This is a genomic window from Actinoplanes philippinensis, from assembly GCF_900113015.1.
Taxonomy (GTDB): Bacteria; Actinomycetota; Actinomycetes; order Mycobacteriales; family Micromonosporaceae; genus Actinoplanes; species Actinoplanes philippinensis.
Window position 1 is genome coordinate 12,768 of sequence record NZ_FONV01000017.1, and the last position, 26,995, is coordinate 39,762.

A 26,995-nucleotide genomic window follows, 5' to 3' on the forward strand; every position below is an offset into this window, starting at 1 on the left:
ATGCCTGCGGAGGTCGTCGTCGATCTGACGGCCGCCGAGGCTGCGGCGGGTACGGCGAAGACGGTGGCCGTACCGCCGGACGGCACGCCCGTCATGATCTATTTCCCGCCCGGCGCCCGGGACGGGATGGTGCAGAACGTCGAGTTGCCGTGGGTCGATCCGGCCACCGGTGCGACCTCCCGGCGGACGGTGGCGGTCGCCATCCGGGTGGTGGCCCCCGCCGGCGCCGTGCCCCCGTACGGAACACCGCCTCCCGCTCCCGGCTATCTCGGGGCCGGTTATGCCGCGCCGCAGCAACGCCGGTTCAGCCAGCGGGCCAAGGTCGTCGCCGTGGCGCTGGGCATCGTCCTCGTCGGCGGCATCTGCCTGGTGCCGACGCTCTTCCGCGGGAGCAACGCCGACACCACCAAGAACGCCGCCGGTGACGTCACCACGACGACCACGACGCCGGCGACCGAGGTGACCACCACCGCGGCAGCGGCGCCGCCGCTGGACCCGGCCGCGTTCCAGAGTTCGCTCGACGCCGCCGACAAGGAGCTGGCCGCGGCGCTCGGCAACCTGCGCAAGGCCAGCACTCCCCGGGCGGTGTCCGGCGCCGCCGACGCTTTCGCGCAGGCGGTCCAGACGCAGGCGTCCGCGCTGTCCGGTGTGACGGCGCCGGCCGCTGCCACCGCGGCGCACAGCGACCTGGTCTCGGCCCTGTCGGCGCTGGAGAGCGAGCTGACGTCGGTGTCCAGTTCCGCGGACAGTCGCAGCGTCTGCACCGGCGGCTCGGCCAGCGCCGCGCTCAGCCGGGCCGACGCGGCCGCCGATCTGCGGTCCGCGATCACGGCTCTCGCCGCCGCCGATCCGGCCGCGAAGTACCGGTTCGGCTCGTTCCTGCCGGCCGTCACCAAGGATCAGAACCGGCGTAAGGCCAACGGCACCTACCTGAGCCGTACGACCGGTGGCAGCGGCGAACTCAAGATCGACAACGGCAACAATGTGGACACCGTGATCAATCTGGTGAAGTCGGGTTCCAAGAAGCCGTCCGTGTCCGTCTACATCCGGGGGAACAAGAAGGTCACCACCGGCCGTATCAAGGACGGCACCTACCAGGTGTTCATGTCGTCGGGCACGGACTGGGACGGCAAGCGGTTCTCCCGCGACTGTCAGTTCAGCAAGTTCGACTCGCCGTTGAAGTTCACCACCACGTCCCGGCAGTACACGATCTGGGAGCTCAGCCTGAAGGTACGGCTGGGCGGCAACGCCAGCTCGTCGGAGGTCGACCCCGACTCGTTCCCGAGCTGAGCACACGACACGAAACGGCCCGGCCATCTGGCCGGGCCGTTTCGGTGACGGTGACGATCAGGGCTTGATGGCGAGGCTGCTCACGCCGCTGACGTTGATGTAGTCGGACCACTTCTTGTACTCGCAGCTGGAGTACTTGGCGCCCTTGAGGGCCAGGCACAGGTCGACGCTCGATCCGCCGTACAGCTTGTCCTTGGCCTTGGCGTTGCCGACCGGCTTGACCTTGCTGTTGATCTGCTCGCCGATCAGCAGGTCGGCGCCGGAGTCGCCCTTGAGGGTGTCGTTTCCGGACTCGCCGAACAGGGCGTCGGAGGAGCTGCCGCCGGAGATGGTGTCGTTGCCGGTGCCACCGTAGATCTCGTCGTAGCCGGACTCGCCGTAGATGGTGTCGTTGCCCGAGCCGCCCCAGACGGTGTCGCCGTTGTAGTCGGCGTCCGCGCCGGAACCCGCGTAGATCTTGTCGTTGCCGGACTGGCCGTAGATCTTGTCGAGGCCGTTCGCGCCGTTCAGCAGGTCGGCGCCGGTGCCACCGTAGAGCGTGTCGTTGCCGTCCTGGCCGAAGACGCGGTCGTTGCCGGCGCCGGCCGAGATGCTGTCGTTGCCGCTGTAGCCGTAGATCTTGTCGTCGCCGGCCTGGCCCCAGATGGAGTCGTTGCCCGCGCCGCCGTAGACGGTGTCGTTGCCGGTGCCCGCGTCGAGCCGGTCGGCCGCCGTCCCACCGGTGATGGTGTCGTTGCCGGTGCCGCCGTTGGCGACCAGGCGGACCGACGTCTGGTTCTTGACCCAGTCGTTCAGGTCGCCGAGGTTCACGGTGATCGCGGAGGCCGGGTCGGTGGTGGTGCAGGCGACCTTGGTGGCGTCGCCCGCGATGGCGGCACAGCCCTCGCCCGCGGTGATGGCGACCTTGTCGTCAAGGATGACGACCCCGCCGGAGATGGTGATGGCGAGGCCGTTGGCCTGGCCGGCCGCTGCGGTGAACTCGACTCCGCTGGTCCCGACGACCTTCGCGGTGCCGGCCGCGGCGGCCTGAGCCGGGGCGGAGAGCAGGGCGGTGGAGCCGATCGCCGCCGCGGTGGCGCCGATGACGGACAGGGCCCGGCGGTTGAGCAAGAACATGTGTGTTCCCCCGTGTCGAGGTTGGCGCGATGATCCGGCCGACCGAGGTCACGAGCGTAGAACGCTACCGTTTCGACGTCACCAGGCAATTCCGTGACCTGAATCACTTTCGGACACGAAACGGCCGATCGGAGGAGGGGACGTCAGTCGATCGGAGCGGCGGGCATGAGCCGAGTGGCGACCGCCGATTCGTCGGTGACCACAGCGGTGAACCACTCGCACCCCGTCGCGGTGCCTTTGGTCGACGACCGCAGGCAGATGTCACCGACCGACGCGTCGGCGCCGGCATCGAGGCGGTCCACCGCGGCCTCCGATCCGGACGACACACCTTTATCCCCGTCCGCCGTGTAGACCTCGCCGACCAGGATGTCGTCGTCCGAGTCGCCGGTGAGGGCGTCGTCACCCCCGTCACCCATCAGGAAGTCCTTCCCGGGGCCACCCGAGATCAGGTCGTTGCCGCCCCAGCCCCGGACCTGGTCGTTGCCGGCGCCCGCGTAGATGGTGTCGTCGCCCTCCTGGCCGTGGATCAGGTCGTCGCCCGCGTTGGTGGTGATGGTGTCGTCGCCCGCGCCGGCGATCACGTAGTCGTACCCGCTGCCGCCGACGATGCGGTCCGCCCCGGAGTCGCCGAACAGCTCACCCTGGCCGTCGCCGCCGAACAGCCGGTCCGCGCCGGGCCCGCCCTGGAGCTGGTCGGTGCCGGAGCCACCGATCAGGGTGTCGTCGCCGGTGGAGCCGTCGGCCAGCATGAACACGCCGGTCCGGTTCTGCACCCGGTCGTTCCCGTCCCCCAACGCGATCTTGATCGTCGCGGTGGCCTCGGTGGTGGTGCACCGCACCGTGGTCGGGCCGACCGACCGGCAGCCCGTGCCGGGCCGGATGGCGACGCGGTCGGTGAGCGTGACGGTACGGCCGGAGATGGTGATCGAGACGTTGTTGGCCTGGCCCATCAGTGCCCGGAAACTCACGGTGCTCCGGGCCGCGGCCGCGAATCCGGCCGAGGCCGCCCACGCCGGCGCCGCGACGAGCGTGGTGGAGGCGACCGCCGTGGTGACGGCGCCCAGTGTGGCAAGAGCTGTACGGTGCTTCACGTTCATCGAGCCCCCGTTCGAGTAGTGGTCTCCGTCCCGGGGCGCCCGGTCAGCACCCCAGTTCGGCTCCCGGGCGGCCACCCTCGGATCGCATCACGATCCGGATCCGGTCGACACCGGCCATCTTCCGGATCGATGGCAGCGGCCCACAGTCGAAGTCTCGACCCACAGTGGTCAGATGCAGCGACTCCGGCATCGTGGCGGCCTCGATTCCCTCCATCTGGGTAGGGTCACCGCCCACACGCCGGCGAAATTTCTCGTACGCCTGCTCGCGCGTCTCCACCCGTACCCCGTCGACGGCCGGCAGCTGCCCCAGCCTGCGCTGCACCGCCTCGCGCTCGCCGGTGTCCGCGTCCGGCTCCATGAAGACCGCGACGGTGAACTCGCGCTCCGGTGTGTACCGCCAGCCGGCCAGGAGCATCACCGCGGTGGACGCGACCGAGCCCAGCACCAGCGCGGCCGCGGCCACCGCCAGCAGTTGCAACGAGCGCCGACCGGATGGGAGGGGGTCGTTTGTCGTCTGTGGAACGGTCATGATCCGCAAGCTATATCAACGGACGGTGATGCGCTTGTCCACACCCGTCACGAAAGGCCTTGAAGGCTGTCGCTCGGTGCTACAGAGTGTCGGGATCGGTCACAACCTCGGATGCAAGGAGGAGCCGCCGTGAACGGGTTCTCGAACGATGCGGAGAACGCGGCCTACACCCTGGCCGAGGCGCTGAGTCAGAAGGCCCTCTCGTGCATGAAGCAGGCGGAGGAGGCCGCCGAGGCGTTCCGCTCCGGGCGGGTGGCGATGCGCCGGCAGTTCAAGGCGCGGGGGCTCTCCGAGGCGGAGGCGGACATCCGCTGGGCGGGTACGTCACAGGCGTCCCGGGCGATCGCCGACAACGAGTTCTTCATGTCGCAGGCGTCGATGTACAACAACGCGGCCGCCGCCCAGTACGCGAAGGCGCTCTACCTCAGAGGCAAGTAGCGGGGCTCACGCCGCCCGGTGGCGCAGTGTCGCGACCGTGGACCCGGCGAGGGCCAGCAGGCAGTCGGGCAGTGTGCCGTCGGCGATCGCGGCGCCGAAGAGGGCCTCACCGGTGGGGAAGTCGCTGTTGACGTAGGCGCTGACGAACCGGGCCACCCAGCGCTTGTCGTATCGGGCGTCGTCGATGCCCGGGAATTCGAGGGTCCACGCTCCGCCGGGCGGGACCTGACCGACCATGGTCGCGGCGAGACACCACGCCACGTCCCACGCGCCGACCACACCGTCACGATCGACCACCGCGTCGAAGGTGTCGGCCACAGCCGCGGTGTCGCCGCTGAGCGCACACTGCAGAACCTGCGCGGCGTCGTCGAATGCGTGCTGTGGTACGTCGGTCACGTTGGAAAAGGTACGTCGGGCGGTCAAGGTACGCACGGCGACGTGGGAATTCAGGCCCCCCGGAGCAGGCACGTGATCCGGGCCGTGCACACCCGGTCGCCGGACTCGTCGGTGAGGACCACCTCGTACGTCGCGACGGCCCGCCCCCGGTGCACGGGAACCGCGACACCGGTCACCAGACCCGACCGGGCCGCCTTGTGATGAGTGGCGTTGATGTCGACACCGACCGCGAACGGCCGGTCCACGGTCTGCCCGTGCAGCACCGCCCCGACCGAGCCCAGGGTCTCGGCGAGCACGCAGGAGGCGCCGCCGTGCAACAACCCGTACGGCTGGGTGTTGCCTTCGACAGGCATGATTCCTACGACCCGTTCAGCGGTGGCCTCGGTGATCTCGATACCCATACGTTCTGCGAGAGCACCGCCACCGCCGCTGGTGAACAGGTGTTGCTTGCCGTCCTCAGCGATATCCACGTCGGCGTACCTTACGCCCGTTCAGGACCGGCACCAGCGACAACCATCACAGGATCGGGGACTGTTCGATTGATCCGCTGGGTACAGACGGGCACACCGCCGGGCCCTGGCGGCCGACGAGAGGAAGCAGTATGAGCGAGCCGCAGGAGGTCATCGAGACGCGCGGTGACGACCGTGTCGACCTGCTGAAGAACGACGCGAACGGCGACGGCCGTACCGATGTCTGGGTGTCGGACACCGACGGCGACGGCAAGCCGGACCTCTACCAGTTCGACACCGACGGCGACGGCAAGGTCGACGTGACGATGGTCGACCTGGACGAGGACGGGACCCCGGACCTGATCGTCGACGGCGACGGCGGGCTCCCGCCGGCCGGAACGGTCTGAGACGGGGACTCAGCCACCCCCCAACGCGGACAGAGTCACCCAGAGGACCGCGATGGCCACCACCGCGGTTCCGACGGTCGAGGCGGTGTGCCGCCAGGACCGTGCGCCCTCGACCGCCTCCGGATGTCCCAGGGCGGCGAGGGCGGCGCGGCGTTCCCGGACCTCGGCGGCTCGCGCCTCGGCGGCGTCGTCCGGCACGTCGGCCTCGGCACGGCTCAACTCGACGGCCAGGCCGGCCTGGGCGCGCTGCAGTCGTCGTACCCCGGTCCGGGCTTTGTGCCCCGCGCTCGCCGCAGCGTGCCGCCGGGCCGCACCCCGGCGCGAGTGTGACCCGAGGACCCGCAGCTCACCCTCGGTGATCAGGGCCGGATCGCGGACCGTGGCCAGAATGGCCACGTAGTAGGCCGCCTCCCGGTCGTGCGCCCGCCGCACCAGGTAGAGGACCAGCAGCAACGGCGGCAGGCCTTTGAAGAGCAGCCCGGCGAGCAGGGCGATCGCGCTGTCCCCGAAGCTCTCCCGGAACAGCGGCGAGTTCCACAGCGAATGCGAGGCCCACGCTGCGGCCAGGGCGAGACCGGCCATCGCGATCCGGCGGGCCCGGGTCCGGTCCCGGTTGACCACGAGATAGCCGATGCCCGCGCCGGCCAGCGCACCGAACAGGGTGTGGCTCCAAACGCCGGCGAGAATGCCGCGCACCAGGAACGTGGTGATCACCGGCTGCACCCGGTCCCCGCCGCCGGCCTGCTGAACCGCCCCGACCGCGAAGACCACGTCCTCGACGATCTGGAACCCCAATCCGACCAGGGCGCCGTAGACGATGCCGTCGAGCACGCTGTTCACCTGGGAGCGGGCGATCAGCACGATGGCGACCACGCCGAGCGTCTTCGCGATCTCCTCGACAGTGGGCCCGGCCAGGGCGGCGCCCCACTCGGCGGCCAGGTCGGTCGATCCGAGTTTGGCGATCAGGTTGTCGAGGGCGGTGCTGCCCGGGATGGAGACGCTGGTGGCGACGAGGCCGCCCCAGGCGAAGGCCAGGATGCGCAGGCTCGGCGGCTCCCGCTCCAGGAAGTCGAGCTCGGCGAGAAAGAGCCAGAAGGGTACGGCCAGCAGCCCGAAGAACACGACCGCGGTGATCGTCGCGATCGGAAAGCTGTCCAGGAAGAGCAACCCGATCTGGGCGATCCGGACCGCTCCGGCGGCGAGCAGGGCGACCACCACCCAGAACGCGGGCCGACGGAGGAGCACTGCCACCCGGGGCGTCCCCGGCCGGACGGGTTGGCTCATGAATTCTGCTCGTAGCGCAGGGTTCGGGTGCTGGCCTCGATGTCCGGCAGGACACCCGCCAGGTCGGTGTCGTCTCCGCTGACGATGACCTCGATGGTGAGCCCGTTGGCGACGAAGACGGCGTACCGCCCGTCCCGGTCGCCGGCGGTGTAGCCGCCCTGCACCCCGGCGAATCCCCCGGCCGTGGAGACGGCGAGCTGGGTGCCGGTGATCCGGTGTCCGTTGATGCCGGTGATGCGCTGCCGGAGGCGGACGGCGGCGGCGGTCAGGTCACCGTCGAACGGTTCGACACCTATCGCATACCGGACCATGCCGAGCCGGAACAGCACCGTCCCGCGGTCGCTGCCGGGCCGGGTGCCAGTGACGTCGAGCACCGCACCGGGCGGCGGCACCACGGTGACCCCGGCGCCCACCGGATAGGGCCGGCCGGACGCGACGGCTCGCTCAGCCGGCACGGCCCGGTCCAGCGCGGGAAGACCGAAGGCGAGGACGGCCAGGATCGATGCCATCACGAGGGCGACGGACAGACCGAGGGTGCCGGGAAGGTCGGTGAGATGACGCCGAGTGACCCTCCCCATCCGTCCAAGTTAACGGCGGTCCCCCGCCGCTGTCCGGCGAACCGGTCACCGGCCACAATGGATGAACGGTCGACCTGGCAGATTACGGATTTGTCCGTTTTATCGAAAGGTGCTGTGACGGCACGGACGCGGTGAGCCATACCCCGTTGTCACTGCGGTGGAAGACGTGCCCCTCCTCCACCATCACCCCCGCGGCGACGCTGAACACCACCACGTCCGGCGAGCGGCGGCGGCCGACGGTCACCGCGGTCGGCAGATCAACCGAGAGGTGTACGTGGTGCCGGCTCCGTGGACGAAGCCCCTCCCGCAGGATCGCCTCGGCGTTGGCCCGCGGTGTCCCGTGGAACAGCTCGGCCGGCGGGTTGGCGGGCGGCAGGCCGAGATCCACGGCGACCCGCCGGGAGTGGCCCTGACTGGCACGGATGCGGTCGACGCCGTCCGGCCCGGTCTGCACGGCGAACCGTGACTTGTCGTTGTGCGCGACCACGAGGTCGAGCTCGGCACGGGTGATGCCGAGGGCGGTCAGCAACTCGCCGACCGGCACCCATCCGTTCGCGTCGAGGGTGAGCCCGGCCGACTCCGGCCGGTGCCGCAGGACCAGGGACATCCGCCTGCTGAGGCGCACCTGGTCACGGCTGAGATCGGTCATTCCATCAACTCCATGACCGCAACGTAGTACGGCCGATCCTGCTGGTCGATCGATTTGAGCCGCCACGACGTGCCCGAGAGCAGGGACTCCAGCTCGCTGACCGAGCAGTTGAGGTAGTCGAACCAGTCGGTCGCCAGCTCCCTGTACCGCAACCGCAGGCGCAACTGCCCACCCAGCCGCCCGCGGGCCCGGTTGCTCTCGTGATAGCTCACGTGCAGTGGGTCGGTCGTCCCGTACGGGTCCGCGCCCTGGGCCACGATCCGCGCGCCGGGCGCCGCCAGCCGGGCCAGCGCGGCCAGCAGGACCGGAGCACGCTCGGCGCTCTCCAGCAGGCCGAGGTTGTTGCCGAGCAGGAGGAAGGTGTCGTATCGGACGGTCGCCCGGGAGAACTCGTCGACCGTGGCCAGCACGGTGTCACGCAGGCCGCGCTCGCGGGACACCTCGATCGCGCCGGCCGACGTGTCCAGGCCGGTCACCGCCATGCCCCGGCGCTGCAGCTCGATCGCGATCCGGCCGGCGCCCACCCCGATGTCGAGGACCCGGCCGCGGGAGAGCCGTACCGCCCGATGGTCGAAGGATCGCCACTCGTCCGGCCCGCTCAGGTAATGGGCGGCCGGGGCGCCGTTGATCAGCCCGTCCTCACGCTCGATCACCTCGATCACCGGCCGCGGGTACCGCCCGCCGGCCAGCGGCCGCCGGCCGACCCCGGTGTGCACCGCATACGCGTCGCGGATCATCTCTCCGAAGGCGTCACCGATCGCCGGCTGTGTCATGGCCAATACTCTTCAAGCATGACCGCATTGGAGCAACTCGGCTCGGAGAAATACGTCCTTCTCACCACATTCCGCCGAGACGGCCGAGCGGTCGCCACCCCGCTCTGGGTTGTTCCGGACGGCAGCGGCCTGGCCTTCTGGACCATGGCCGGCAGCGGCAAGCTCAAGCGGATCCGCAACAGCGGCCGGGTCACCGTCGCCCCCTGCGACATGCGGGGCACACCCACCGGCGAGGCGATCGAGGCGACCGCGCGGATCGGCGACCACGCCGACCGGCTCCGGGTCGGCGACGGCATCAAGAAGAAGTACGGGATGGTCGGCCGCCTGACCATGCTCGGCAGCCGGTTGCGCCGGGGTGTCGACGGCACCGTGGCCGTCCTGGTGACCGGATAAAGAAAAAGCGCCGGCATCTGCCGGCGCATTCTCTCTCTACGAAGAAGGGGCGATCGCCTTCCCCAGCGTTCGCCCCTTGCGACGTGTCTCGGTCGACTCGGTCAGTCGCCCTGGCGCTGCGTGGGGATCTGCCCCTGCAGCAGGGCGCGGACCTCCGACTCCCGGTAGCGACGGTGGCCACCCAGCGTGCGAATAGCGCTGAGCTTGCCCGCCTTGGCCCACCGGGTAACGGTCTTCGGGTCGACTCGGAACATCGACGCCACCTCGGCCGGCGTTAGTAGCGGCTCAGGATCGTGCGTACGCGATGCCATCGGTCACTCCTCCACAGGTGCCTAAAAAACATCGGCCGGGGTCCCGCCGGCCGGTGCGTCTCTCATGGTCCGGCTAGTCCCCGATGTCCGACATGGGCCGAACGGACGAACGTCCCCAGATAGACGGATGAAGCATGCCCGATTTTTGCGCGTTTTATACGCCAGATAGTGTCTCGTTTGGCCCGATTATCACGCTTAGACGACCCGTGATTACGAAGAGTGTTCGCTTCGGGAGCGCTCCCGCGGACGGGGGAAAGTGGGTGCTTGTCCCATTTCCGCAGGTCAATTGCACCGCTCGAGAAGTTGGACGATGCGCCAACGCGCCACCAACTTCTCGTAAGCCTCACTTGCTGACTCAGCGTCACCGCGAGAAAGTGCCGAAAGTCCGGCTGCCACCAGTCCGGGGGAATCGTCCTCGGTCAGGCTGTCCTCCGGCAGGAGGTTGACCAGGCCGCCGTAGTCGAGCTCCACCACCGACCGTGGATGGAACTCCTCCAGCCAGCGCGTACCCTCCTCGACCGCCTCGGTGATCGGCGCGTCGCCGAGCGACTTGCGCAGCACCGACACCGCCCGGTGCGCCCGCCGCCGGGCCTTGGAGATCTCGGTGCGGTATCGCAGCACCTTCCGCCGGCCGGACAGCGCGATCTCCCGCTCCTCCAGGTCGACGAACGCGAACCAGCGCAGCGGGACACCCCACGTGGCGATCTGCTCGTGCACCCGCGGCACGCCCTGCTCCAGGACCTTGGCGCCGCTACGCCAGTCCTCCACGACCGCTTTCGCCTGGCCGGCCAGCACCGGCGGGACGAACGCGTCGGCGAGCACCGCGGGCACACCGTCCCGCGCGTTCAGAGCGGCCTCGGCGACCCGCAGCCGTAGGTTCCAGGGGCAGACCAGCACCGCGCCGTCCCACTCCAGCACGTAGGCCTCGTCGGGCAGGTCGGGCAGCCTGGTCCAGCCGGCGCCCAGCGCTTCGAGCACGGCGGTCCGCTGCCGTGCGGGACCCTCGACCAGGCCCAGATCGCGGCCCTCGCGCGCGTACTCGCGCCAGAAGACCTGCCGCTCCCGGTCGAAGGCGGTCAGTGGCTCGTAAACCCGTAGGTACGACGCGAACAGTGACGGCACGGCGCGATCCTTTCACGAATCCGGCCCGCGGGAACTTCCCGGCGCGACGTAATCGGCGCGCCATTCGCACGACTACGCTCGGCGTAACCGGCTCACCCTGCCGGGACCATGGCCCCACGAAGGCCTACGCAGAGATCAGGAGAACCCACCATGGACGTGTTCGACAGCGACGGGCACGAACAGGTCGTCTTCTGCCAGGACCGGGACACCGGCCTGAAGGCGATCATCGGCATCTACTCGACCGCTCTCGGCCCCGCGCTCGGCGGCACCCGCTTCTACCCGTACGAGAGCGAGGAGGCCGCCCTCGCCGACGTGCTCAAGCTGTCCCGCGGCATGGCCTACAAGAACGCCATGGCCGGCCTGGACCTGGGCGGTGGCAAGGCGGTCATCTGGGGTGACCCGGCAAAGCTCAAGAGCGAGGCCCTCCTCCGGGCGTACGGCCGGTTCGTCGACTCGTTGCGCGGCCGCTACTACACCGCCTGCGACGTCGGCACCTACGTGCAGGACATGGACGTGGTCGCCCGCGAGACGCGGTATGCGACCGGCCGCAGCGTCGAGCACGGCGGCGCCGGGGACTCCTCGGTCCTCACCGCCTGGGGCGTCTTCCAGGGCATGCGCGCCGCGGCCGAGCACACCTGGGGCGCCCCGTCGCTCGCCGGCCGTACGGTCGGTGTGGCCGGTCTGGGCAAGGTCGGCAAGTACCTGGCCGGCCACCTGCTCGACGACGGCGCCACGGTGGTCGCCACCGACGTCAACGAGTCGGCCCTCGCCTGGGCCAGCGCGACCCACCCGCAGATCGAGCTGGTGGCCGACACCGACACCCTGATCGCCTCCGACATCGACGTGTACGCGCCGTGTGCCCTCGGCGGCGCGCTGAACGACGACACCGTGCCGGTGCTGCGGGCGCGAGTGGTGACCGGCGGCGCCAACAACCAGCTCGCCCACTCCGGCATCAGCAAGCTCCTGGAGGACCGCGGCATCCTCTACACCCCCGACTACGTGGTGAACGCGGGCGGCGTCATCCAGGTCGCCGACGAGATCCACGGCTTCAATTTCGAGCGCGCCAAGCTGCGCGCCACCGGAATCTTCGAGACCACCCGGCGCCTGCTCCAGCTGGCCGTCGACGAGGGTGTGCCGCCGGCGGTGGCGGCCGACCGGCTCGCCGAGCGCCGCATGGCGGAGGTCGGCCGGCTGCGCTCGATCTACCTCGGCTGAGGCCTTCGTGACGCTGCCGCGCGCCGCCGAAAAAGGTCAACCGCGACGCGCGGCAGTGTCACACGCAACCCGAGGTGCCGAACTAGGCATCGTCCATGTACCGTAAGACCCACGAGAGATGCCTGACGTCATCGGGGCCCAGCCTTCGGGCTGCCCCGAATTCTGTGCGAGGGGGTCGAGCCATGGGGCGCGGCCGTGCTAAGGCCAAGCAGACGAAGGTGGCCCGGGAGTTGAAGTACCACTCCCCGAACACCGACCTCACCGCCTTGCAGCGCGAATTGGCGGGAACCCGCCAATCGGACCGTCATTTCGACGACGACAACGATGAGTTCGTCGACGATGACGAGGACGACGCTGCAGAAGACCAGGACACCTGGGGTGACCAGGACTCCTGGTCTCCTTCAAGGCGGAGCTGACCCCGTTCTCCACAGAGCACGCGGCTTTACCGCGTGCTCCCGTGTGTCACGGGGTCACAAGTCCTACGGTTGAACGACTGAAGCCCACGCGGTTCGTCCGCGTGGGCTTCAACCGAGCCGCGTCGATCTTCAGCGTGGGCGGTTGTTCCAGTTGTAAAACGTAGGAATGTTCTCGAAGTGGTTCCAGGCGCACACCGCCGAGCCGCCGTCCTCCGGTGACTCCTCGGCGCGCTGTTGCCTGGCTACTTCCGCCTCCGCGATGAGCGCGGCCAGCCCGGCCCGAGTGTCGTGCACCCGTGCCGTCACCGGATCCGTCTCCACGTCCTCAGACAGCCGTGGCTTCGTGATCTCGGGCATGGTCCAGCACTCCCTCCAATAGGCGAATCTTGCTGTTCCGGCAGTGGTTCGTTTCGGTCACGTCGAACCTGCCGTGTTCGAAGTACCGGTTGGCCGCGTGTGCTCCGCCACAGAAGCCGAAGTACGGGCAGGTGCCGCGGCACGCCTCGATCCCGGCCAGGAACTCGCGGATCCAGAGCGTGTCCTCCGCGCCGGCGAGGATCTCGGGCAGCGGTGTGGTCAGCACGTTGCCGCTGGAGAAGTCGCCGTACCGAGGGTCGTGGAAACCGGCCAGCTCAGGCGAGAGCAGCACGACCGAGCCGTCGTGGGCGATCGTCGGGATCGGATCCAGCCGCCGGGGCAGCAGGTCGTCGGCATTGCCGTCCAGGACCGCCGACGCGTACCTCAGCGACCACTCCACCTCCCGCAGGTGGATCCGTGGGTTGCGGCGCCACGCGGACACCAGCTCCGCCCAGAAGGCGCTCACCGCGGCCGGGTCGTGGCTGTTGAGCCGGGTGTTGACGCCCTCCTGCTCCTCGACGTTGATGCCGAGCACCTCACAGCCGAGCGCGAGGAAGTAGTCGTACAGCTCGGTGGCGACGCCGGGCCGGGGATCGCCGACCACGCAGAGGGTGGAGAACGGGATGTCGTGCGCCCGCAGCCGCTCGATGCCCCGCACGATCTGGTCGTAGGCGGGCTTGCCGCCCCGGTCCACCCGGTCACCGTTGCGGCCGCGAGGGCCGTCCACGCTGACGCTGACGCGGACGTCGCGCTCGGCGAAGAACTCGCACCACGCGTCGTCGATCAGCGTCGCGTTGGTCTGCACATGGTGCTCCACGGCCGCGCCGAACGGCGCGAACAACGCGGCCAGGTGGTCCCGGCCGGCGGCGAGCGGCTCACCGCCGTGCCACACCACCGAGAATCGTCCGGTACGGGCGAAGCCGGCCACCCCCGCGGCGACAGCCTCCGCGACCGCCACCGGCATCCGCAGGTTCTCCCGGCGTAACGGCAGGTAGCAGTACCCGCAGGCGAGATTGCAGAGAGTAGTGGGCTGCATGACGACGTACCCGGGTTCTGCCGAGATGCCCCGCATCCCGCTCCACGCAACCGTCATGTCCCCGCACACTCCCGTCCGGCACTGGTGTGACTCAGGTCAGGCTAGGCCTCGCGCTCCACAGTCCATGCGAAAGATCCGCATGTGCCGGACATCGACACACACGGATCATTTCACGTTCGGACTATTGCCAACCAGAATCACTTTCCGGTCAGCCCCGGGTGTACGACCCCATCATCTGCACCTCGCCGGAGCCCTCGACAACCTCGCCGACCTGCCACGCCTCGACACCACGGCCGGTCAGGTAGGCCATCGCCCGGTCCGCGTCGTCGGAGGAGACGATCGCGAACATGCCGACACCCATGTTGAAGGTGGCCTCCATCTCCGAGTCCTCGATCCGACCCTTGGCCTGGATCAGGTCGAAGATCGGCTGCGGACGCCAGGTGGAGCGGTCCACGATCGCGTCCATGGTGGTGGGGAGCACCCGGTTCAGGTTGCCGGGGATGCCGCCGCCGGTGACGTGCGAGAACGCCCGGACGTCGGTCTCCTCGATCAGGCCCAGGCAGTCCTTGGCGTAGATCTTGGTGGGGGTCAGCAGCTCCTCGCCGAGGGTGCGCTGGGTGCCGAAGTCGTCGACCACGGTGTCCAGACGCATCCGGCCGGCGCCGAGCAGCACGTGCCGGACCAGCGAGTAACCGTTGGAGTGCAGGCCGGACGAGCGCATCGCGATCACCGCGTCACCCAGCTCGACCCGCTCCTTGCCGAGGATCTCGCTCTCCTCGACCACGCCGACACCGGTGGCGGACACGTCGTACTCGTCGGGGCGCAGCACACCCGGGTGCTCGGCCGTCTCGCCGCCCAGCAGGGCACAGCCGGCGTAACGGCAGCCGTCCGCGATACCGGCGCCGATCTCGGCCACCTTGTCCGGGACGACCTCGCCGCAGGCGATGTAGTCGAGCAGGAACAGCGGCTCGGCGCCACAGGCCACCAGGTCGTCGACGACCATGGCGACCAGGTCGATGCCGATCGTGTCGTGGATGTCGAGCTGCTGGGCGATCACCAGCTTGGTGCCGACGCCGTCGGTGGACGACGCCAGGATCGGGCTCTTGTACTTCGCGGTGTTCAGCCGGAACAGGCCGGAGAAACCGCCCAGGTCACCGATCACCTCGGGGCGGGAGGTCTTCTTCACCTTCGCCTTGAGCAGCTCGACGGCACGGTCACCGGCGTGGATCGAGACACCCGCTTCCGCGTACGTGGCCGAGCGCTTGCGCGGTCCGCGTCCTGAGCCGGCCGTCCAGGGCTGACGGTCGCCTCCCTCGGCGCCGTTGGATCCGGCACTGTTGCGCTCGGACACGTGCGTCACGGTTCTCCCCTTAGCGGTTCTGTGTAACTGAAAGGATCACGGGTGGTGCAGCGCTGTCGCGCCGCCAGGGCTGGCCACCAGCGGCTCCGATGCCGGGCGGTCGTCTGTCGCGAGCTCGCGGGCCTCGTAGTCGCTCTCGAGGTCGGCGACGGCGGCGGTGGCCGCCTCCGGGGTGGCGCCCGGCATCGACGCCCGGCGGCCCACGCCCTCCAGGACGTGCTTGCCGATCAGGTCGCCGGCCGGCAGCTCGATCGGATACTCCCCGTCGAAGCAGGCCATGCAGAGCCGGGATTTCGGCTGCTCGGTCGCCTGGACCAGGTTGTCGAGCGAAACATAACCCAGGCTGTCGGCGCCGATCGAACGGCGGATCCCGTCGATCTCCAGACCGTTGGCGATCAACTCGGCCCGGGTCGCGAAGTCGATGCCGTAGAAACACGGCCACTTCACCGGCGGCGACGAGATGCGGACGTGCACCTCGAGCGCGCCGGCCTCGCGCAGCATGCGGATCTGGGCGCGCTGGGTGTTGCCGCGGACGATCGAGTCGTCGATCACCACGATCCGCTTGCCGCGGACCACCTCGCGCAACGGGTTCAGCTTCAGCCGGATGCCGAGCTGACGGATGGTCTGCGACGGCTGGATGAAGGTCCGGCCGACATACGCGTTCTTCATGAAACCGGCGCTGTACGGAATACCGGAGGCCTCGGCGTAGCCGATCGCGGCCGGGATGCCCGACTCGGGCACGCCGATCACCAGGTCGGCCTCGACCGGGTGCTCCTTGGCCAGCTTGCGGCCCACCTCGACGCGGGCCGAATAGATGTTGCGGCCGGCGATCGTGGTGTCCGGGCGAGCAAGATACACATACTCGAAGAGGCAGCCCTTGGGCTCGGGCGCCGCGAACCGGCTGGACCGCAGGCCGTGCTCGTCGATGGCGATTATCTCGCCGGGCTCGACCTCGCGGACGAAACTGGCGCCGGTGATGTCCAGCGCGGCCGTCTCGCTGGCGACCACCCAGCCCCGCTCCATCCGGCCCAGCACCAGCGGGCGGACGCCCTGAGCGTCACGGGCGGCGTAGAGGGTGTGCTCGTCCATGAAGACGAAGCTGAAGGCGCCCCGCAGGGTCGGCAGCAGCTCCATGGCGGCGGCCTCGACCGACAGATCGGGACGGCCGGCCAGCAGAGTGGTGACCAGGGCGGTGTCGGAGGTCGAGTCGCCGACCTCGAGACCGCGGTCGGCCACCTCCTTGGCCAGCTCGGCCGTGTTGACCAGGTTGCCGTTGTGGGCCAGCGCGATCGTCGTGCCGGCCGGGGTGGCCCGGATCGTGGGCTGCGCGTTCTCCCAGTTGGAGCCACCGGTCGTGGAGTAGCGCGCGTGGCCGATCGCGAGGTGGCCGCGGAGGCTCGCCAGCGTCGGCTCGTCGAACACCTGGGAGACCAGGCCGATGTCCTTGTAGACCACCACGCCGGACCCGTCACTCACCGCGATGCCGGCGGCTTCCTGCCCCCGGTGCTGCAGTGCGTAAAGCCCGAAATACGTGAGTTTGGCGACCTCCTCCTCGGGGGCCCAGACGCCGAAGACGCCACAGGCATCCTGGGGGCCGCGCTCCTGGGGGTCGAGATCGTCGGTCAGTAGGCCGTCGCCTCGGGGCACCTGCTCGCTCCCTCATGTCGGGGTCTGCACGAACCGCGAAGTCGCTGGTCCGTCCGACCGACCAGTGTACGCGAGCCCATGGGAAGGGCACCCGGGCTCGTCAGCCGAGAAGTGGCAGGTAGTCGGTGAGATCGGTCCGTACACCGCTCGCCCGGAGACGTCCGTCACGCACCGCGTCGTCCCACGGGAGGCGGCCGGTGGCCACGAGCAGCCATGTCATCGGATCCGTTTCGACCACATTGGGCGGTGTGCCACGTGTGTGCCGCGGACCGGCGACGCACTGAATCGCGCCGAAAGGTGGAATCCGCACCTCCACCGAACGGCCAGGAGCGCGAGCGGACAACTCGGTCAGCAGTGCTCGCACGGCATCGCGCAGCACCGTACGGGCGGGCTCGACACCCCGGTCGACCGCGTCCAACGCCTCGGCCACCGACTCGGATTTACTGTGCGCAGGAGACATGTCGGGACGATACGACCCGACTTGAGGAGAACGGCACACCGCCCTGGGTCGCGCGAGTGACGTATGACAAGGCATAGTTGCCGACGGTGTACACGTCGTGGGATCCACCGGACATCGAAGGAACCGGGGACCGCGCGACCGGAAGGCGGTGGACGTGACAACGCACCTACGTGCCCGGACGGCCCAGGCCGGTGCGTTCCTGGCACTGGTCTCGGGACTGGTGGCCGGCATCCCAGCGGCTGCTCAGGCTGCTGCCCCAGGCGTGACGATCGACTCTGTGTCCGAGCGTACGGTGTCGTCGGGCTCTACTGTAACCATTTCCTACACCGTAAGTAACCTGGGTGGCGAGGGTGAACCCGGCAACAACCGGTTCAACACCGATGTGACCACCAGTGCCGGTCGGTGCAACAACGGTTGCAGCCCGAGCGACACGATCACCCAGTCGAAGACCTACCAGGCGACGCTGACCGCGCCGACCGTGGCCGCCGGTCAGAAGCAGACGATGACGATCACCGTCGTCTCCAAGGACCAGACCGGCGCGGCCAGCCAGGCGGCCACCGAGACCATCTCGGTCGAGGGCCCCGCAGCGCCGACGACGGTGCGGCAGGTCTCCGGGCGGATCAAGGACGACGGCGGCGCCCGGGTCTCCGGTGTGCAGGTCGTCATGAAGGACAGCCAGGGCCACACCTACACGACCACGACGGACGGCAACGGCGGTTACACGTTCAACTCGTCCGACTCCCAGCCGATCGCGGCCGGCGCCATCCAGGTCGCCGCGGCGAAGACCGGCTACGAGGCCGCCGACGTGACCGTGCAGGGCGCGGCCGGCAGGACCGTGAACGTGCCGCTCACGATCAAGAAGACGGCCGCCGCGACCTCGCCGACCCCGTCCACGAGCACGTCGGCGACGAGCAAGCCGACCGACGAGGCCACCGACGACGAGTCCGCCGAGGGCGACCCCGGTGTCAACAACATCGGGGGCAACGACACGCAGCAGGCCTCCAACAACACCGACGACGGCGGCAGCAACTGGCTGCTGATCGTCATGGGTGGTCTGCTCGTCGCGGCCGGCATCGGCGCCATGGTGCTGGTCTGGATGCGCCGCAAGAAGGCCGAGGAGCTCAGCTCGGACACCGGCATCGGCCAGGCCGTCCCGGCGGGTGTGGGCGGCGGGTTCGACGCCACCCGGGTGGCCGCGCCGGTCGGCGCCGGCCGCGGCAACGACGCCACGATGATCGCTCCGGCCGGCGGTATGGGCGTGCGCCCCGGCGCAATGGGCGGCGGGATCGGCGACGCTCCCACGGTGATCCACCGGACCCCGGTCGAGGACGAGTTCCCGGACCCCTACGGCGCTCCGCTGCCGTCGGGTGGCAACTACGGTGGCAACCAGTGGGACGGCCAGCAGGGCGGCGGCAACTACGGCGCCACGCAGACCTACGGCCAGCAGGGTGGCGGTTACGGCGCGGCGCAGGGCGGTGGCGGCTACAACGACGGCGGCCAGCAGCGCTACGACGAGCACACCAACCTGTACCAGCCGGAGCAGCCCCAGCGGTACGACGAGCACACCAACCTCTACCAGCCGGAGCAGGGCGGTGGTCAGTACGGTGGCGGCCAGTACGGCGGTGGTCAAGGCGGCTACGACCAGGGTGGCTACGACCAGGGCTGGAACGGTCAGGACGCCGGCGGCTACGGCCAGCAGGGCGGTTACGACCAGGGTGGCTACGGCCAGCAGGGCGGTAACTACGACGGTTACGACCAGGGCGGGTATGACCAGCAGCAGGGCGGCTATCCCCAGCAGGGTGGCAACTACGGCAACGGTTACCCGCAGCAGGGCCAGCCTCCGCAGCAGGGTCGCGGCACCTACGGCCAGCGGCCGAACCGGGACTGGGACGACAACTGAGGTCCTGAGCTGAAAGAAAGGCCCCGCGCGATCGCGCGGGGCCTTTCTTCATGCGATGCCGATCAGGCGGGCGGCTCGATGGGGCCGCCCGGCGCCTGCGGGCTCAGCTCCAGCGTCACCGAACGGACCTCACCCGAAGTCACCGGCGCGGGCGGCTGCTCGGCGGGGCCGCCAAACAGGTCACGCAGCGTCGACGACCAGGCCGTCCGCAGCTCCTCCAGCGGGATCGTGAACTGACCCTCCACCTCCAGTGCCGCCTCCTCAGAGGTGACACCGAGCGGGGTGACCGGCACACCGTGCTCGGCCGCCAGGGCGAGGAACGCCTTGTCATGCCCGCGCGGCACGGCCACCAGGGCACGGCCCGCCGACTCGCTGAACAGGTGGACGAACGGCGAGTTGCCGTCCTCCGGGAAGGTCACCTTCGCGCCGACGCCGTGCCGCAGCGTGCTCTCCACGAGCACCTGGGCCAGACCGCCGTCGGAGAGGTCGTGCGCGGCACTGACCAGACCGGATTTCGACGCCTGGGCCATCACCTTGCCGAGCGCCTGCTCGGCGGCGAGGTCGACCTTCGGCGGGCGACCGCCGAGGTGCCCGTGGGTCACCCAGGCCCACTCCGAGCCGGAGAGCTCCACGCGGGTCTCACCGAGCAGGAAGAGCAGGTCGCCGCCGGCCTTGGCCGGCCGCGGGAAGCCCATCGGGACGCGGCGGGCCACGTCGTCGAAGACACCGAGCACGCCGACCACCGGGGTGGGGTGGATCGCCGCGGCGCCGGTCTGGTTGTAGAAGCTGACGTTGCCGCCGGTCACCGGAGTGCCCAGCTCCAGGCAGCCGTCCGCGAGAGCCCGGCAGGCCTCGGCGAACTGCCACATGACGTGCGGGTCCTCGGGCGAGCCGAAGTTGAGGCAGTCGGTGACCGCGACCGGCTCGGCACCGGTGACGGCGACGTTCCGGTACGCCTCGGCGAGCGCGAGCTTGGCGCCCTCGTACGGGTCGAGGCGCGCGAACCGGCCGTTACCGTCGACGGACAGCGCCACCCCGAGGCCGGTCTCCTCGTCGATCCGGAGCACGCCGGAGTCCTCCGGCTGGGCCAGGATCGTGTTGCCCAGCACGTACCGGTCGTACTGCTCGGTGACCCAGGTCTTGTCGCACAGGTTCGGCGACGCGGCCATCCGCAGCACGGTCTCCCGCAGAGCGTCGCCGGTGGACGGACGCGGCAGCGTCTCGGCCCGGTCGGCCTGCAGCAGCATCACATCGTTCGGCTCACGGATCGGGCGCTGGTAGACCGGGCCGTCGTCGGCGAGCGAGCCCGGCGGCACGTCCACGACGACGTGGTCGTTCCAGGTGATCACCAGCCGGCCGGGAGTGCCGTCGGTGGACGCGGCGGTGACCTCGCCGATGGCGGTGGCCCAGACGCCCCACTTCTCGGCGACCTGCAGCACGGCATCCAGATTTTCCGGCGTGACGATGAGGAGCATCCGCTCCTGCGACTCGCTGGCCAGGATCTCGGTCGGCGACATCGAGGCCTCACGCAGCGGCACCCGCTCCAGCCAGACGCGCATGCCGGTGCCGGCCGCGGCGGCCGTCTCGGTGAGCGCGCAGGTGAGGCCGGCGCCGCCGAGGTCCTGGATGCCGGAGACCAGACCGGCGTCATACAGCTCGAGGCAGCTCTCGATCAGCAGCTTCTCCATGAACGGGTCGCCGACCTGCACCGACGGGCGGCGCTGCTCGGCCTCCTCGTCGAAGGTGGCCGACGCCAGGACGGAGACGCCGCCGATGCCGTCACGGCCGGTCCGTGCGCCGAGCAGCACCACGATGTTGCCGGTGCCGGTGGCCTCCTTCTTCTGGAGGCGCTCGACCGGCAGGACACCGATGCTGAGAGCGTTGACCAGCGGGTTGCCCTGGTAACACGGGTCGAAGACGATCTCGCCGCCGATGTTGGGCAGGCCCAGGCAGTTGCCGTAGCCACCGATGCCGGCGACCACGCCGGGCAGCACCCGGGCGGTGTCGGGGTGGTCGTGCGCGCCGAAGCGCAGCGGGTCCATCACGGCGATCGGCCGGGCGCCCATCGCGAGGATGTCGCGGACGATGCCGCCGACGCCGGTGGCCGCGCCCTGGTACGGCTCGACGTAGCTGGGGTGGTTGTGCGACTCGACCTTGAAGGTGACCGCCAGTTTCTCGGAGATCTGCACCACACCCGCGTTCTCCCCGATGCCGGCCAGCATCCGGGTGTTCTGCGGCGCCTTCTCACTGAACTGCTTGAGGTGCACCTTGCTCGACTTGTACGAGCAGTGCTCACTCCACATGATCGAGTACATCGCGAGCTCGGACGCGGTGGGACGCCGGCCCAGGATCTCACGGATCTTGGCGTACTCGTCGTCCTTGAGCCCCAGCTCGGCGTAGGGCTGGAGCTCGTCCGAGGTCTTCTGCGCCTGCTCGACGGTGTCGGGACCGTCGGAGCCGCTGACGAGCACGTCGGTCGCAGCGAAACCGCTCGGCTTCTCCTGCGTGGTCACTGTTGTCCCCCTGCGAGCTGACCGTCCGTCGCCAGGCTGCGCAGGACGGAGGTGAAGAAGCCGAGGCCGTCGAGTGACGGGCCGGTCAGCGCCTCCACGGCGTGTTCCGGGTGCGGCATGATGCCGACGACGTTGCCGGCCTCGTTGGTGATCCCCGCGATGTCGCGCTGCGAGCCGTTCGGGTTGCCGTTGATGTAGCGGGCGATGACCCGGCCCTCGGCCTCCAGCGCGTCCAGCGTCTTGGTGTCGGCGACGAAGCAGCCCTCACCGTTCTTCACCGGGATCAGGATCTCCTGACCGGGGGTGAAGCCGTTGGTCCAGGCGGTGTTCGTCGCCTCGACCTTCAGCCACTGGTCACGGTTGCGGAAGTGCAGGTGCTGGTTCCGGGTCAGGGCGCCGGGCAGCAGATGTGCCTCGCACAGGACCTGGAAGCCGTTGCAGATGCCGAGCACGGGCAGACCGCCCCGCGCCGCATCGATGATGGACTCCATCACCGGCGCGAACCGGGCGATGGCGCCGCAGCGCAGATAGTCGCCATACGAGAACCCGCCCGGGAGGACGACCGCGTCGACGCCGTGCAGGTCCGGATCGCCGTGCCAGAGGCGCACGGCCTCGGCGCCGGCGATCCGGGCGGCGCGGGCGGCGTCCCCGTCGTCGAGCGAACCAGGGAAGGTGACCACACCGATCCGCATGGTCAGGCGACCTCCGCCGCAGCGCTCTCGACGCGGATCTCGAAGTCCTCGATCACCGGGTTGGCGAGCAGCTTGTCGGCGATCTCACGAGCCCGGTCGAGGTCGGGCTCCCCAGTGAAATCGATCTCGATCCGGCGGCCGATGCGGACAGAAGAGACATCGGTGACGCCGAGCCGGGGCAGCGCATTCGCCACCGCTTGACCCTGCGGGTCCAGGATCTCCGGCTTGAGCATGACGTCGACCACGACGCGAGCCACGGGCACTCCTGACTGATAGGTGTAAGCAGGCGAAGCCTACCCGGTAGGCCCCGTGGACGAGCCGGGGGTCGGTGTCGGCAGCCCGACCCCAGCGTCATTGAGCAGGGAATGCGCGTTTACATCGGGGGCATCAGTCAGTGATATGTATCAATTGGACTGTGGGCCTGCCAGCGATCCCGTCTTAGTTTGCATTCGTCGATTTCGATTAACGTTCCCCCGAAGGAGATCTCGACGTGCGCATTCGACTCCTGGCCGTCCTCGCCGGCGCGGTCACGGCCCTGCTCGCCCCCACCGCCGCCTACGCCGACGAGCCGGTCACCCCGAACATCATCGGAGGCGGCACCGTGTCCTCGGCGCCATGGGCCGCGGCCGTCTTCAGCAACGGCAGCTTCACCTGCTCCGGCACGATCATCTCGGCCAACTACGTGCTGACCGCGCGGCACTGCGTCAGCGGCACCATGTCGGTACGGGTCGGCAGCGTCACCTACGCCTCGGGCGGCGTCACCCGTACCGTCGCGTCCTCGACCACCCGCTACGACCTGGCCCTGCTGCGGCTGAGCAGTTCGGTGAGCACGTCGTACATGCCGCTGTCCAGCGCGTACCCGCCGGTCGGATCGACGAACAGCATCTACGGGTGGGGCATGACCTGCTACTCCGGCTGCTCGGCGTCACCGACGCTGAAGACCGCCACGGTGCAGGTCACCTCGACCAACCAGACCGACGCGTACGGCGGCCGGGCGATCGGCAGCACCCGGATCAACGGCAACGCGTGGCGTGGCGACTCGGGCGGCCCGCAGGTCTACAACGGCGCCCAGGTGGGTGTCGCGTCGACGGCGGACGGCACGAGCCGCCAGTACTACGGCAGCGTCGCCTACAACCGGGCGTGGATCACGTCGGTCGCGGGGGTCTGAGAAAACTAGAGGATCGGCGCGGGTGCGTACGCCGCCGCTGACGGATGCTGGGCCACGATCTCAGCGACCCGATCGGCGACCGCACGCACCTGCGCCGGCGCCGCGCCGACGAAGGCGGCCCGATCCGCGACCAGGGTGTCGATCTCGCCCCGGGAGAGCTGCAGCCGCTCGTCCGCCGCGAGGCGGTCGAAGAGGTCGTTGACCGCCACGCCCTTCTCCCGCATGGCCAGCGCCACGCCGACCGCGTGCTCCTTGATCACCTCGTGCGCGACCTCCCGGCCGACACCCTTGCGCACCGCCGCGACCAGCACCTTGGTGGTGGCCAGGAAGGGCAGGAAGCGGTCGAGCTCACGGCCGATGACCGCCGGGTACGCCCCGAACTCGTCGAGCACGGTGAGGAACGTCTGGAACAGGCCGTCGGTGGCGAAGAACGCGTCCGGCAGGGCCACCCGGCGCACCACCGAGCAGGAGACGTCGCCCTCGTTCCACTGGTCGCCGGCCAGCTCGCCGACCATCGACAGGTAGCCGCGGACGATCACCGCGAGACCGTTGACCCGCTCCGAGGACCGCGTGTTCATCTTGTGCGGCATCGCCGACGAACCGACCTGGCCCGGCTTGAAGCCCTCGGTGACCAGCTCCTGGCCGACCATCAGCCGGATCGTGGTGGCCAGCGACGACGGGCCGGCGACGATCTGGGCCAGCGCCGAGACCACGTCGAAGTCGAGCGACCGCGGGTAGACCTGGCCGACGCTGGACAGCACCCGATTGAACCCGAGGTGCTCGGCGACCTTCTTCTCCAGGTCCGCGGCCTTGTCGAACGAGCCGTCGAACAGGTCGAGCTGGTCGGCGGCCGTGCCGACCGGGCCCTTGATGCCGCGCAGCGGGTAGCGGCCGATCAGATCGTCCAGCCGCTCATACGCGATCAGCAGCTCCTCGGCGGACGAGGCGAACCGCTTGCCGAGCGTGGTGGCCTGCGCCGCGACGTTGTGCGACCGGCCGGTCATCACCAGGTCGGAGTGCTCGACGGCGAGCGCGGCCAGCCGGGCCAGCGTCGCCACCACCCGGTCGCGGATCAGCTCGAGCGACGCCCGGATCTGCAGCTGCTCCACATTTTCGGTGAGGTCGCGCGACGTCATCCCCTTGTGGATCTGCTCGAAGCCGGCCAGCTCACTGAACTCCTCGATGCGCGCCTTCACATCGTGCCGGGTGACCCGCTCGCGCTCGGCGATCGACGCCAGGTCGACCCGGTCGAGCACCGCCTCATACGCCTCGACGGCACCCGCCGGGACGTCGACGCCGAGGTCACGCTGAGCCTTGAGGACCGCCAGCCAGAGCTTGCGCTCCATCCGGATCTTCTCCTCCGGGGACCAGAGGCTGACGAGGTCGGCGGAGGCGTACCGGGCGGCGAGCACGTTCGGGATGGTCACGGCACCGATTCTGTCACGGGCCGCGGCCCGTCCTGCGGCAGCCGGTGACGCAGGGTGCGGACGGCCCGGCTGCTGAGCATGCCGGCCACCGCGAGGGTCGCGACCGTCCCGGCGCCGATCAGGGTCACACCGAGCCCGGCCTCGTGCGCGATCGGCCCGACGGCCACCTCCCCCAGCGGCATGGCGATGAAAGAGCCGACCATGTCGTACGAATAGACGCGCGCGAGCCGGTCCGCGGGCACGTGCTCCTGCATCGAGGTCTCCCAGGCCACCCCGAACTGCTCCAGCATCAGCCCGGCCGTGAACGTCGCGAGCAGCAGCGCCCACAGTCGCGGGTGGAGCCCGAGCACGAAGAGCGGCAGCGCCATCCCGAAGCAGCCGATCACGCCGACCAGCAGCAGCCGGTGCAGCCGCAGCCGCATCGCCAGCAGCCCGCCGACGATCATCCCGGCGGTCTCCCCGGCCAGCACCAGACCCCACGCCGAGCGGCCGATGGTGTCGTCGGCGACGGCCGGGCCGAGCACGAACATGCCGCCGCTCCACGCGGCGTTCAGCAGGCTGAAGCCGGCCACCACCACCCAGAGCCAGGTCCGGGAGCGGAACTCGGACCAGCCGAGCCGCAGGTCGGCAAGCAGATGCGACCGCTCGGCCGGCCGCGCCGGGCTCCCCACCTCGGCCACGCTCGCCTCGTGGGCCGCGCTCGCGACCTGGGCCGGGCTCACCTCGTGGCCTGGGCTCGTGGCCTGAGCCGCGCTCCCGACCCGGGCCGGGCTCGCCACCCGGACTCCGGCGAAGCAGGCGGCGGCGATGACGAAGGTCACGGCGTCGATCGCGATGCCGATGCCCGGGCTGGTGACGGCGACGACCAGGCCGCCGACCGGGGCGCCGATCACCATGGCGCTGTTCAGGAAGATGCGGCTGAGGGCGTTGGCCTGGAGCAGCAGGTCGGCGTCCACGGTCTGCGGCAGCAGGGCGGCGCTGGCCGGCAGCGCCAGCGCGGCGGCCATGCCGTTGAGCACCGACAGCCCGACGAGCAGGGGTATGGTCGCGCCGCCGGTCAGCACCAGGGTGGCGACCCCGGCCTGGACCAGCCCGGCGGCCACGCTCGACCCGACCATCAGCAGGTGGCGTGGCAACCGGTCGGCCAGCACCCCGCCGAAGAGCAGGCAGAGCACGTTGGCCAGGGTCCGGGCGCCGACGACCAGGCCCAGGTCACGGGTCGAGCCGGTGAGGTCGAGGACGGCGAAGGCCAGAGCGATCGGCGCGAACGAGTTGCCGAGCGCGCTGATCGACCGTCCGGCCAGCAGGAACCGGAACGGGATGTGCCGCAACGCCGTCACGACGGCTCCTCCCGGCTCTGGAACATCGCCACGGTCGTGCTCGTCCGCACCGTGCCGGGGGTGCGTGGTGGCTGCGCGGCCTCGTGCAGCTCGACGACCGCCGCGGAGATCTTGTCGCGGATCCGCACCCACACCTCCGGATCGACCCAGAAGTCGCCGTCGCTGAGCAGGCTGCGACGCTCCGCGAAGTGGGCCGCCGAGCTCCGCCGGATCAGCTCGTGGGCGAGCGCCGCGAACTCGGCCCGGCGCTGCTCGTCCGGCCGGGCGCCGGCGAGCGGCTCGCTGTGCGCGTCATACCGGTACCGCTTGGCGACGCCGCCCCGGATCTTCTCCTCGCCGGCCGCCACGATCAGGCCACCGGCCAGCAGGTTGCGCATGTGGTAACTGGCGTTGGCGTGGGTCAGCCCGAGCTCCCGGGCGACCTCGGCCGCGGTCAGCTCGGCACCGGTCAGCAGCGACATGATCTGCAGCCGGACCGGATGGGCCAGCGCCCGCAACGCCGCCTTGTCACCCTCTCCCAAAGACATGTTGGGGAGTCTAGGAGCAGGCCGACCCGACTGTCCAATGTTTGTTGGGGAGTGGCACACTGCACGGGCAGGCGGCAATCTCGCTAAAGTTACCGGCGAGTAGAC

General features: G+C 69.9%; 30 protein-coding genes. 8 read left to right on the forward strand and 22 right to left on the reverse strand.

From position 1 onward, the window contains the following. Positions 1 to 1,290 carry a hypothetical protein gene (locus BM290_RS37270; protein ID WP_093620670.1) on the forward strand — a complete coding sequence of 430 codons (1,290 nt, stop codon included), beginning with the start codon at positions 1 to 3 and terminating at the stop codon, positions 1,288 to 1,290. 57 nt (positions 1,291 to 1,347) lie between these two features. Here the strand turns inward: BM290_RS37270 and BM290_RS50850 are convergent, their stop codons facing one another. The 3 genes from BM290_RS50850 to BM290_RS37285 all read right to left on the reverse strand — a co-directional run bounded on the left by BM290_RS50850 (position 1,348) and on the right by BM290_RS37285 (position 4,032). Continuing rightward, a complete protein-coding gene (locus tag BM290_RS50850; RefSeq protein WP_093620671.1) occupies positions 1,348 to 2,406 on the reverse strand; it encodes a calcium-binding protein in 1,059 nt (352 codons plus the stop codon). 143 nt (positions 2,407 to 2,549) lie between these two features. After that, positions 2,550 to 3,503, reverse strand: coding sequence for a calcium-binding protein (locus BM290_RS37280; protein ID WP_143134065.1), 954 nt, complete (start codon positions 3,501 to 3,503; stop codon positions 2,550 to 2,552). 43 nt (positions 3,504 to 3,546) lie between these two features. Then, positions 3,547 to 4,032: a permease-like cell division protein FtsX gene (locus BM290_RS37285; RefSeq protein WP_143134066.1), complete on the reverse strand. Its 486-nt coding sequence runs from the start codon at positions 4,030 to 4,032 to the stop codon at positions 3,547 to 3,549. Positions 4,033 to 4,161: 129 nt separating this feature from the next. On the opposite strand from BM290_RS37285, the gene BM290_RS37290 reads away from it, so the two are divergent. Beyond that, entirely contained in the window at positions 4,162 to 4,470 is a 309-nt protein-coding gene (locus BM290_RS37290; protein ID WP_093620674.1) for a hypothetical protein, read from the forward strand. Between the two features lie 6 nt (positions 4,471 to 4,476). Here BM290_RS37290 and BM290_RS37295 read toward each other — a convergent pair whose 3' ends face one another. Next, positions 4,477 to 4,866 (reverse strand): hypothetical protein, encoded by a 390-nt coding sequence (locus tag BM290_RS37295; protein WP_093620675.1) that lies wholly within the window; start codon positions 4,864 to 4,866, stop codon positions 4,477 to 4,479. Between the two features lie 50 nt (positions 4,867 to 4,916). Continuing rightward, the gene (locus BM290_RS37300; RefSeq protein ID WP_093620676.1) at positions 4,917 to 5,267 is read right to left on the reverse strand and encodes a hotdog fold thioesterase; all 351 of its coding nucleotides are present in this window, start codon (positions 5,265 to 5,267) and stop codon (positions 4,917 to 4,919) included. A gap of 200 nt (positions 5,268 to 5,467) precedes the next feature. Here BM290_RS37300 and BM290_RS37305 point away from each other — a divergent pair, with 200 nt between their 5' ends. Then, the gene (locus BM290_RS37305; RefSeq protein WP_093620677.1) at positions 5,468 to 5,722 is read left to right on the forward strand and encodes a hypothetical protein; all 255 of its coding nucleotides are present in this window, start codon (positions 5,468 to 5,470) and stop codon (positions 5,720 to 5,722) included. A gap of 9 nt (positions 5,723 to 5,731) precedes the next feature. On the opposite strand, the gene BM290_RS37310 is transcribed toward BM290_RS37305, so the two are convergent. From BM290_RS37310 to BM290_RS37325, 4 genes are all read right to left on the reverse strand, one after another. Then, positions 5,732 to 7,006, reverse strand: coding sequence for a PrsW family intramembrane metalloprotease (locus BM290_RS37310; protein ID WP_093620678.1), 1,275 nt, complete (start codon positions 7,004 to 7,006; stop codon positions 5,732 to 5,734). Continuing rightward, positions 7,003 to 7,584 (reverse strand): hypothetical protein, encoded by a 582-nt coding sequence (locus BM290_RS37315; RefSeq protein WP_093620679.1) that lies wholly within the window; start codon positions 7,582 to 7,584, stop codon positions 7,003 to 7,005. Before BM290_RS37315 ends, BM290_RS37310 begins: the two co-directional genes overlap by 4 nt. Positions 7,585 to 7,666: 82 nt before the next feature. Continuing rightward, entirely contained in the window at positions 7,667 to 8,233 is a 567-nt protein-coding gene (locus BM290_RS37320) for an RNA 2'-phosphotransferase (protein WP_093620680.1), read from the reverse strand. After that, positions 8,230 to 9,006 (reverse strand): class I SAM-dependent methyltransferase, encoded by a 777-nt coding sequence (locus tag BM290_RS37325; RefSeq protein ID WP_093620681.1) that lies wholly within the window; start codon positions 9,004 to 9,006, stop codon positions 8,230 to 8,232. Before BM290_RS37325 ends, BM290_RS37320 begins: the two co-directional genes overlap by 4 nt. 18 nt (positions 9,007 to 9,024) lie before the next feature. Between BM290_RS37325 and BM290_RS37330 the strand changes: the two genes are divergently transcribed. Then, positions 9,025 to 9,399, forward strand: coding sequence for a PPOX class F420-dependent oxidoreductase (locus BM290_RS37330; RefSeq protein WP_093620682.1), 375 nt, complete (start codon positions 9,025 to 9,027; stop codon positions 9,397 to 9,399). Between the two features lie 101 nt (positions 9,400 to 9,500). Here the strand turns inward: BM290_RS37330 and BM290_RS37335 are convergent, their stop codons facing one another. Then, positions 9,501 to 9,710, reverse strand: coding sequence for a BldC family transcriptional regulator (locus BM290_RS37335; RefSeq protein WP_014687221.1), 210 nt, complete (start codon positions 9,708 to 9,710; stop codon positions 9,501 to 9,503). Between the two features lie 282 nt (positions 9,711 to 9,992). Beyond that, positions 9,993 to 10,832, reverse strand: a complete 840-nt coding sequence (locus BM290_RS37340) for a DUF8083 family protein (protein WP_093620683.1) — start codon at positions 10,830 to 10,832, stop codon at positions 9,993 to 9,995. Between the two features lie 150 nt (positions 10,833 to 10,982). Here BM290_RS37340 and BM290_RS37345 point away from each other — a divergent pair, with 150 nt between their 5' ends. Together BM290_RS37345 and BM290_RS37350 are read left to right on the forward strand one after the other, a co-directional pair. Beyond that, positions 10,983 to 12,047 (forward strand): Glu/Leu/Phe/Val family dehydrogenase, encoded by a 1,065-nt coding sequence (locus BM290_RS37345; RefSeq protein WP_093620684.1) that lies wholly within the window; start codon positions 10,983 to 10,985, stop codon positions 12,045 to 12,047. A gap of 182 nt (positions 12,048 to 12,229) precedes the next feature. Further along, a complete protein-coding gene (locus BM290_RS37350; protein ID WP_093620685.1) occupies positions 12,230 to 12,463 on the forward strand; it encodes a DUF3073 domain-containing protein in 234 nt (77 codons plus the stop codon). A 129-nt stretch (positions 12,464 to 12,592) separates the two neighbouring features. Here BM290_RS37350 and amcA read toward each other — a convergent pair whose 3' ends face one another. From amcA to BM290_RS37375, 5 genes are all read right to left on the reverse strand, one after another. Next, positions 12,593 to 12,820, reverse strand: a complete 228-nt coding sequence (amcA, locus tag BM290_RS37355; RefSeq protein ID WP_093620686.1) for a multiple cyclophane-containing RiPP AmcA — start codon at positions 12,818 to 12,820, stop codon at positions 12,593 to 12,595. Further along, positions 12,789 to 13,892, reverse strand: a complete 1,104-nt coding sequence (gene amcB / locus BM290_RS37360) for a cyclophane-forming radical SAM peptide maturase AmcB (protein WP_307837962.1) — start codon at positions 13,890 to 13,892, stop codon at positions 12,789 to 12,791. The genes amcA and amcB overlap by 32 nt, the downstream gene beginning before the upstream one ends. Before the next feature lie 172 nt (positions 13,893 to 14,064). After that, positions 14,065 to 15,216, reverse strand: a complete 1,152-nt coding sequence (gene purM / locus BM290_RS37365; protein ID WP_093620688.1) for a phosphoribosylformylglycinamidine cyclo-ligase — start codon at positions 15,214 to 15,216, stop codon at positions 14,065 to 14,067. A gap of 36 nt (positions 15,217 to 15,252) precedes the next feature. Next, a complete protein-coding gene (gene purF, locus BM290_RS37370; protein ID WP_093620689.1) occupies positions 15,253 to 16,863 on the reverse strand; it encodes an amidophosphoribosyltransferase in 1,611 nt (536 codons plus the stop codon). Positions 16,864 to 16,963: 100 nt separating this feature from the next. Next, on the reverse strand, positions 16,964 to 17,323 hold the full coding sequence (locus tag BM290_RS37375; protein WP_093620690.1) for a sterol carrier family protein: 360 nt from the start codon (positions 17,321 to 17,323) through the stop codon (positions 16,964 to 16,966). Between the two features lie 277 nt (positions 17,324 to 17,600). Between BM290_RS37375 and BM290_RS37380 the strand changes: the two genes are divergently transcribed. Continuing rightward, positions 17,601 to 19,223 (forward strand): carboxypeptidase-like regulatory domain-containing protein, encoded by a 1,623-nt coding sequence (locus tag BM290_RS37380; RefSeq protein WP_143134067.1) that lies wholly within the window; start codon positions 17,601 to 17,603, stop codon positions 19,221 to 19,223. A 62-nt stretch (positions 19,224 to 19,285) separates the two neighbouring features. Here the strand turns inward: BM290_RS37380 and purL are convergent, their stop codons facing one another. The 3 genes from purL to purS are packed head-to-tail and all read right to left on the reverse strand — an operon-like array spanning position 19,286 to position 22,685. Beyond that, entirely contained in the window at positions 19,286 to 21,694 is a 2,409-nt protein-coding gene (gene purL / locus BM290_RS37385) for a phosphoribosylformylglycinamidine synthase subunit PurL (protein WP_239143898.1), read from the reverse strand. A 38-nt stretch (positions 21,695 to 21,732) separates the two neighbouring features. Then, entirely contained in the window at positions 21,733 to 22,434 is a 702-nt protein-coding gene (gene purQ, locus BM290_RS37390) for a phosphoribosylformylglycinamidine synthase subunit PurQ (protein ID WP_093620693.1), read from the reverse strand. After that, complete coding sequence (gene purS, locus BM290_RS37395; protein ID WP_093620819.1) at positions 22,431 to 22,685, reverse strand: phosphoribosylformylglycinamidine synthase subunit PurS; 255 nt, start codon at positions 22,683 to 22,685, stop codon at positions 22,431 to 22,433. Before purS ends, purQ begins: the two co-directional genes overlap by 4 nt. 233 nt (positions 22,686 to 22,918) lie before the next feature. Here purS and BM290_RS37400 point away from each other — a divergent pair, with 233 nt between their 5' ends. Then, the gene (locus BM290_RS37400; RefSeq protein WP_093620694.1) at positions 22,919 to 23,596 is read left to right on the forward strand and encodes a S1 family peptidase; all 678 of its coding nucleotides are present in this window, start codon (positions 22,919 to 22,921) and stop codon (positions 23,594 to 23,596) included. A gap of 5 nt (positions 23,597 to 23,601) precedes the next feature. Here the strand turns inward: BM290_RS37400 and purB are convergent, their stop codons facing one another. The 3 genes from purB to BM290_RS37415 are packed head-to-tail and all read right to left on the reverse strand — an operon-like array spanning position 23,602 to position 26,890. After that, on the reverse strand, positions 23,602 to 25,023 hold the full coding sequence (gene purB, locus BM290_RS37405; RefSeq protein WP_093620695.1) for an adenylosuccinate lyase: 1,422 nt from the start codon (positions 25,021 to 25,023) through the stop codon (positions 23,602 to 23,604). Then, on the reverse strand, positions 25,020 to 26,363 hold the full coding sequence (locus BM290_RS37410) for an MFS transporter (RefSeq protein ID WP_093620696.1): 1,344 nt from the start codon (positions 26,361 to 26,363) through the stop codon (positions 25,020 to 25,022). The genes purB and BM290_RS37410 overlap by 4 nt, the downstream gene beginning before the upstream one ends. Continuing rightward, on the reverse strand, positions 26,360 to 26,890 hold the full coding sequence (locus BM290_RS37415; protein ID WP_093620697.1) for an ArsR/SmtB family transcription factor: 531 nt from the start codon (positions 26,888 to 26,890) through the stop codon (positions 26,360 to 26,362). Before BM290_RS37415 ends, BM290_RS37410 begins: the two co-directional genes overlap by 4 nt. Positions 26,891 to 26,995 lie beyond the last annotated feature (105 nt).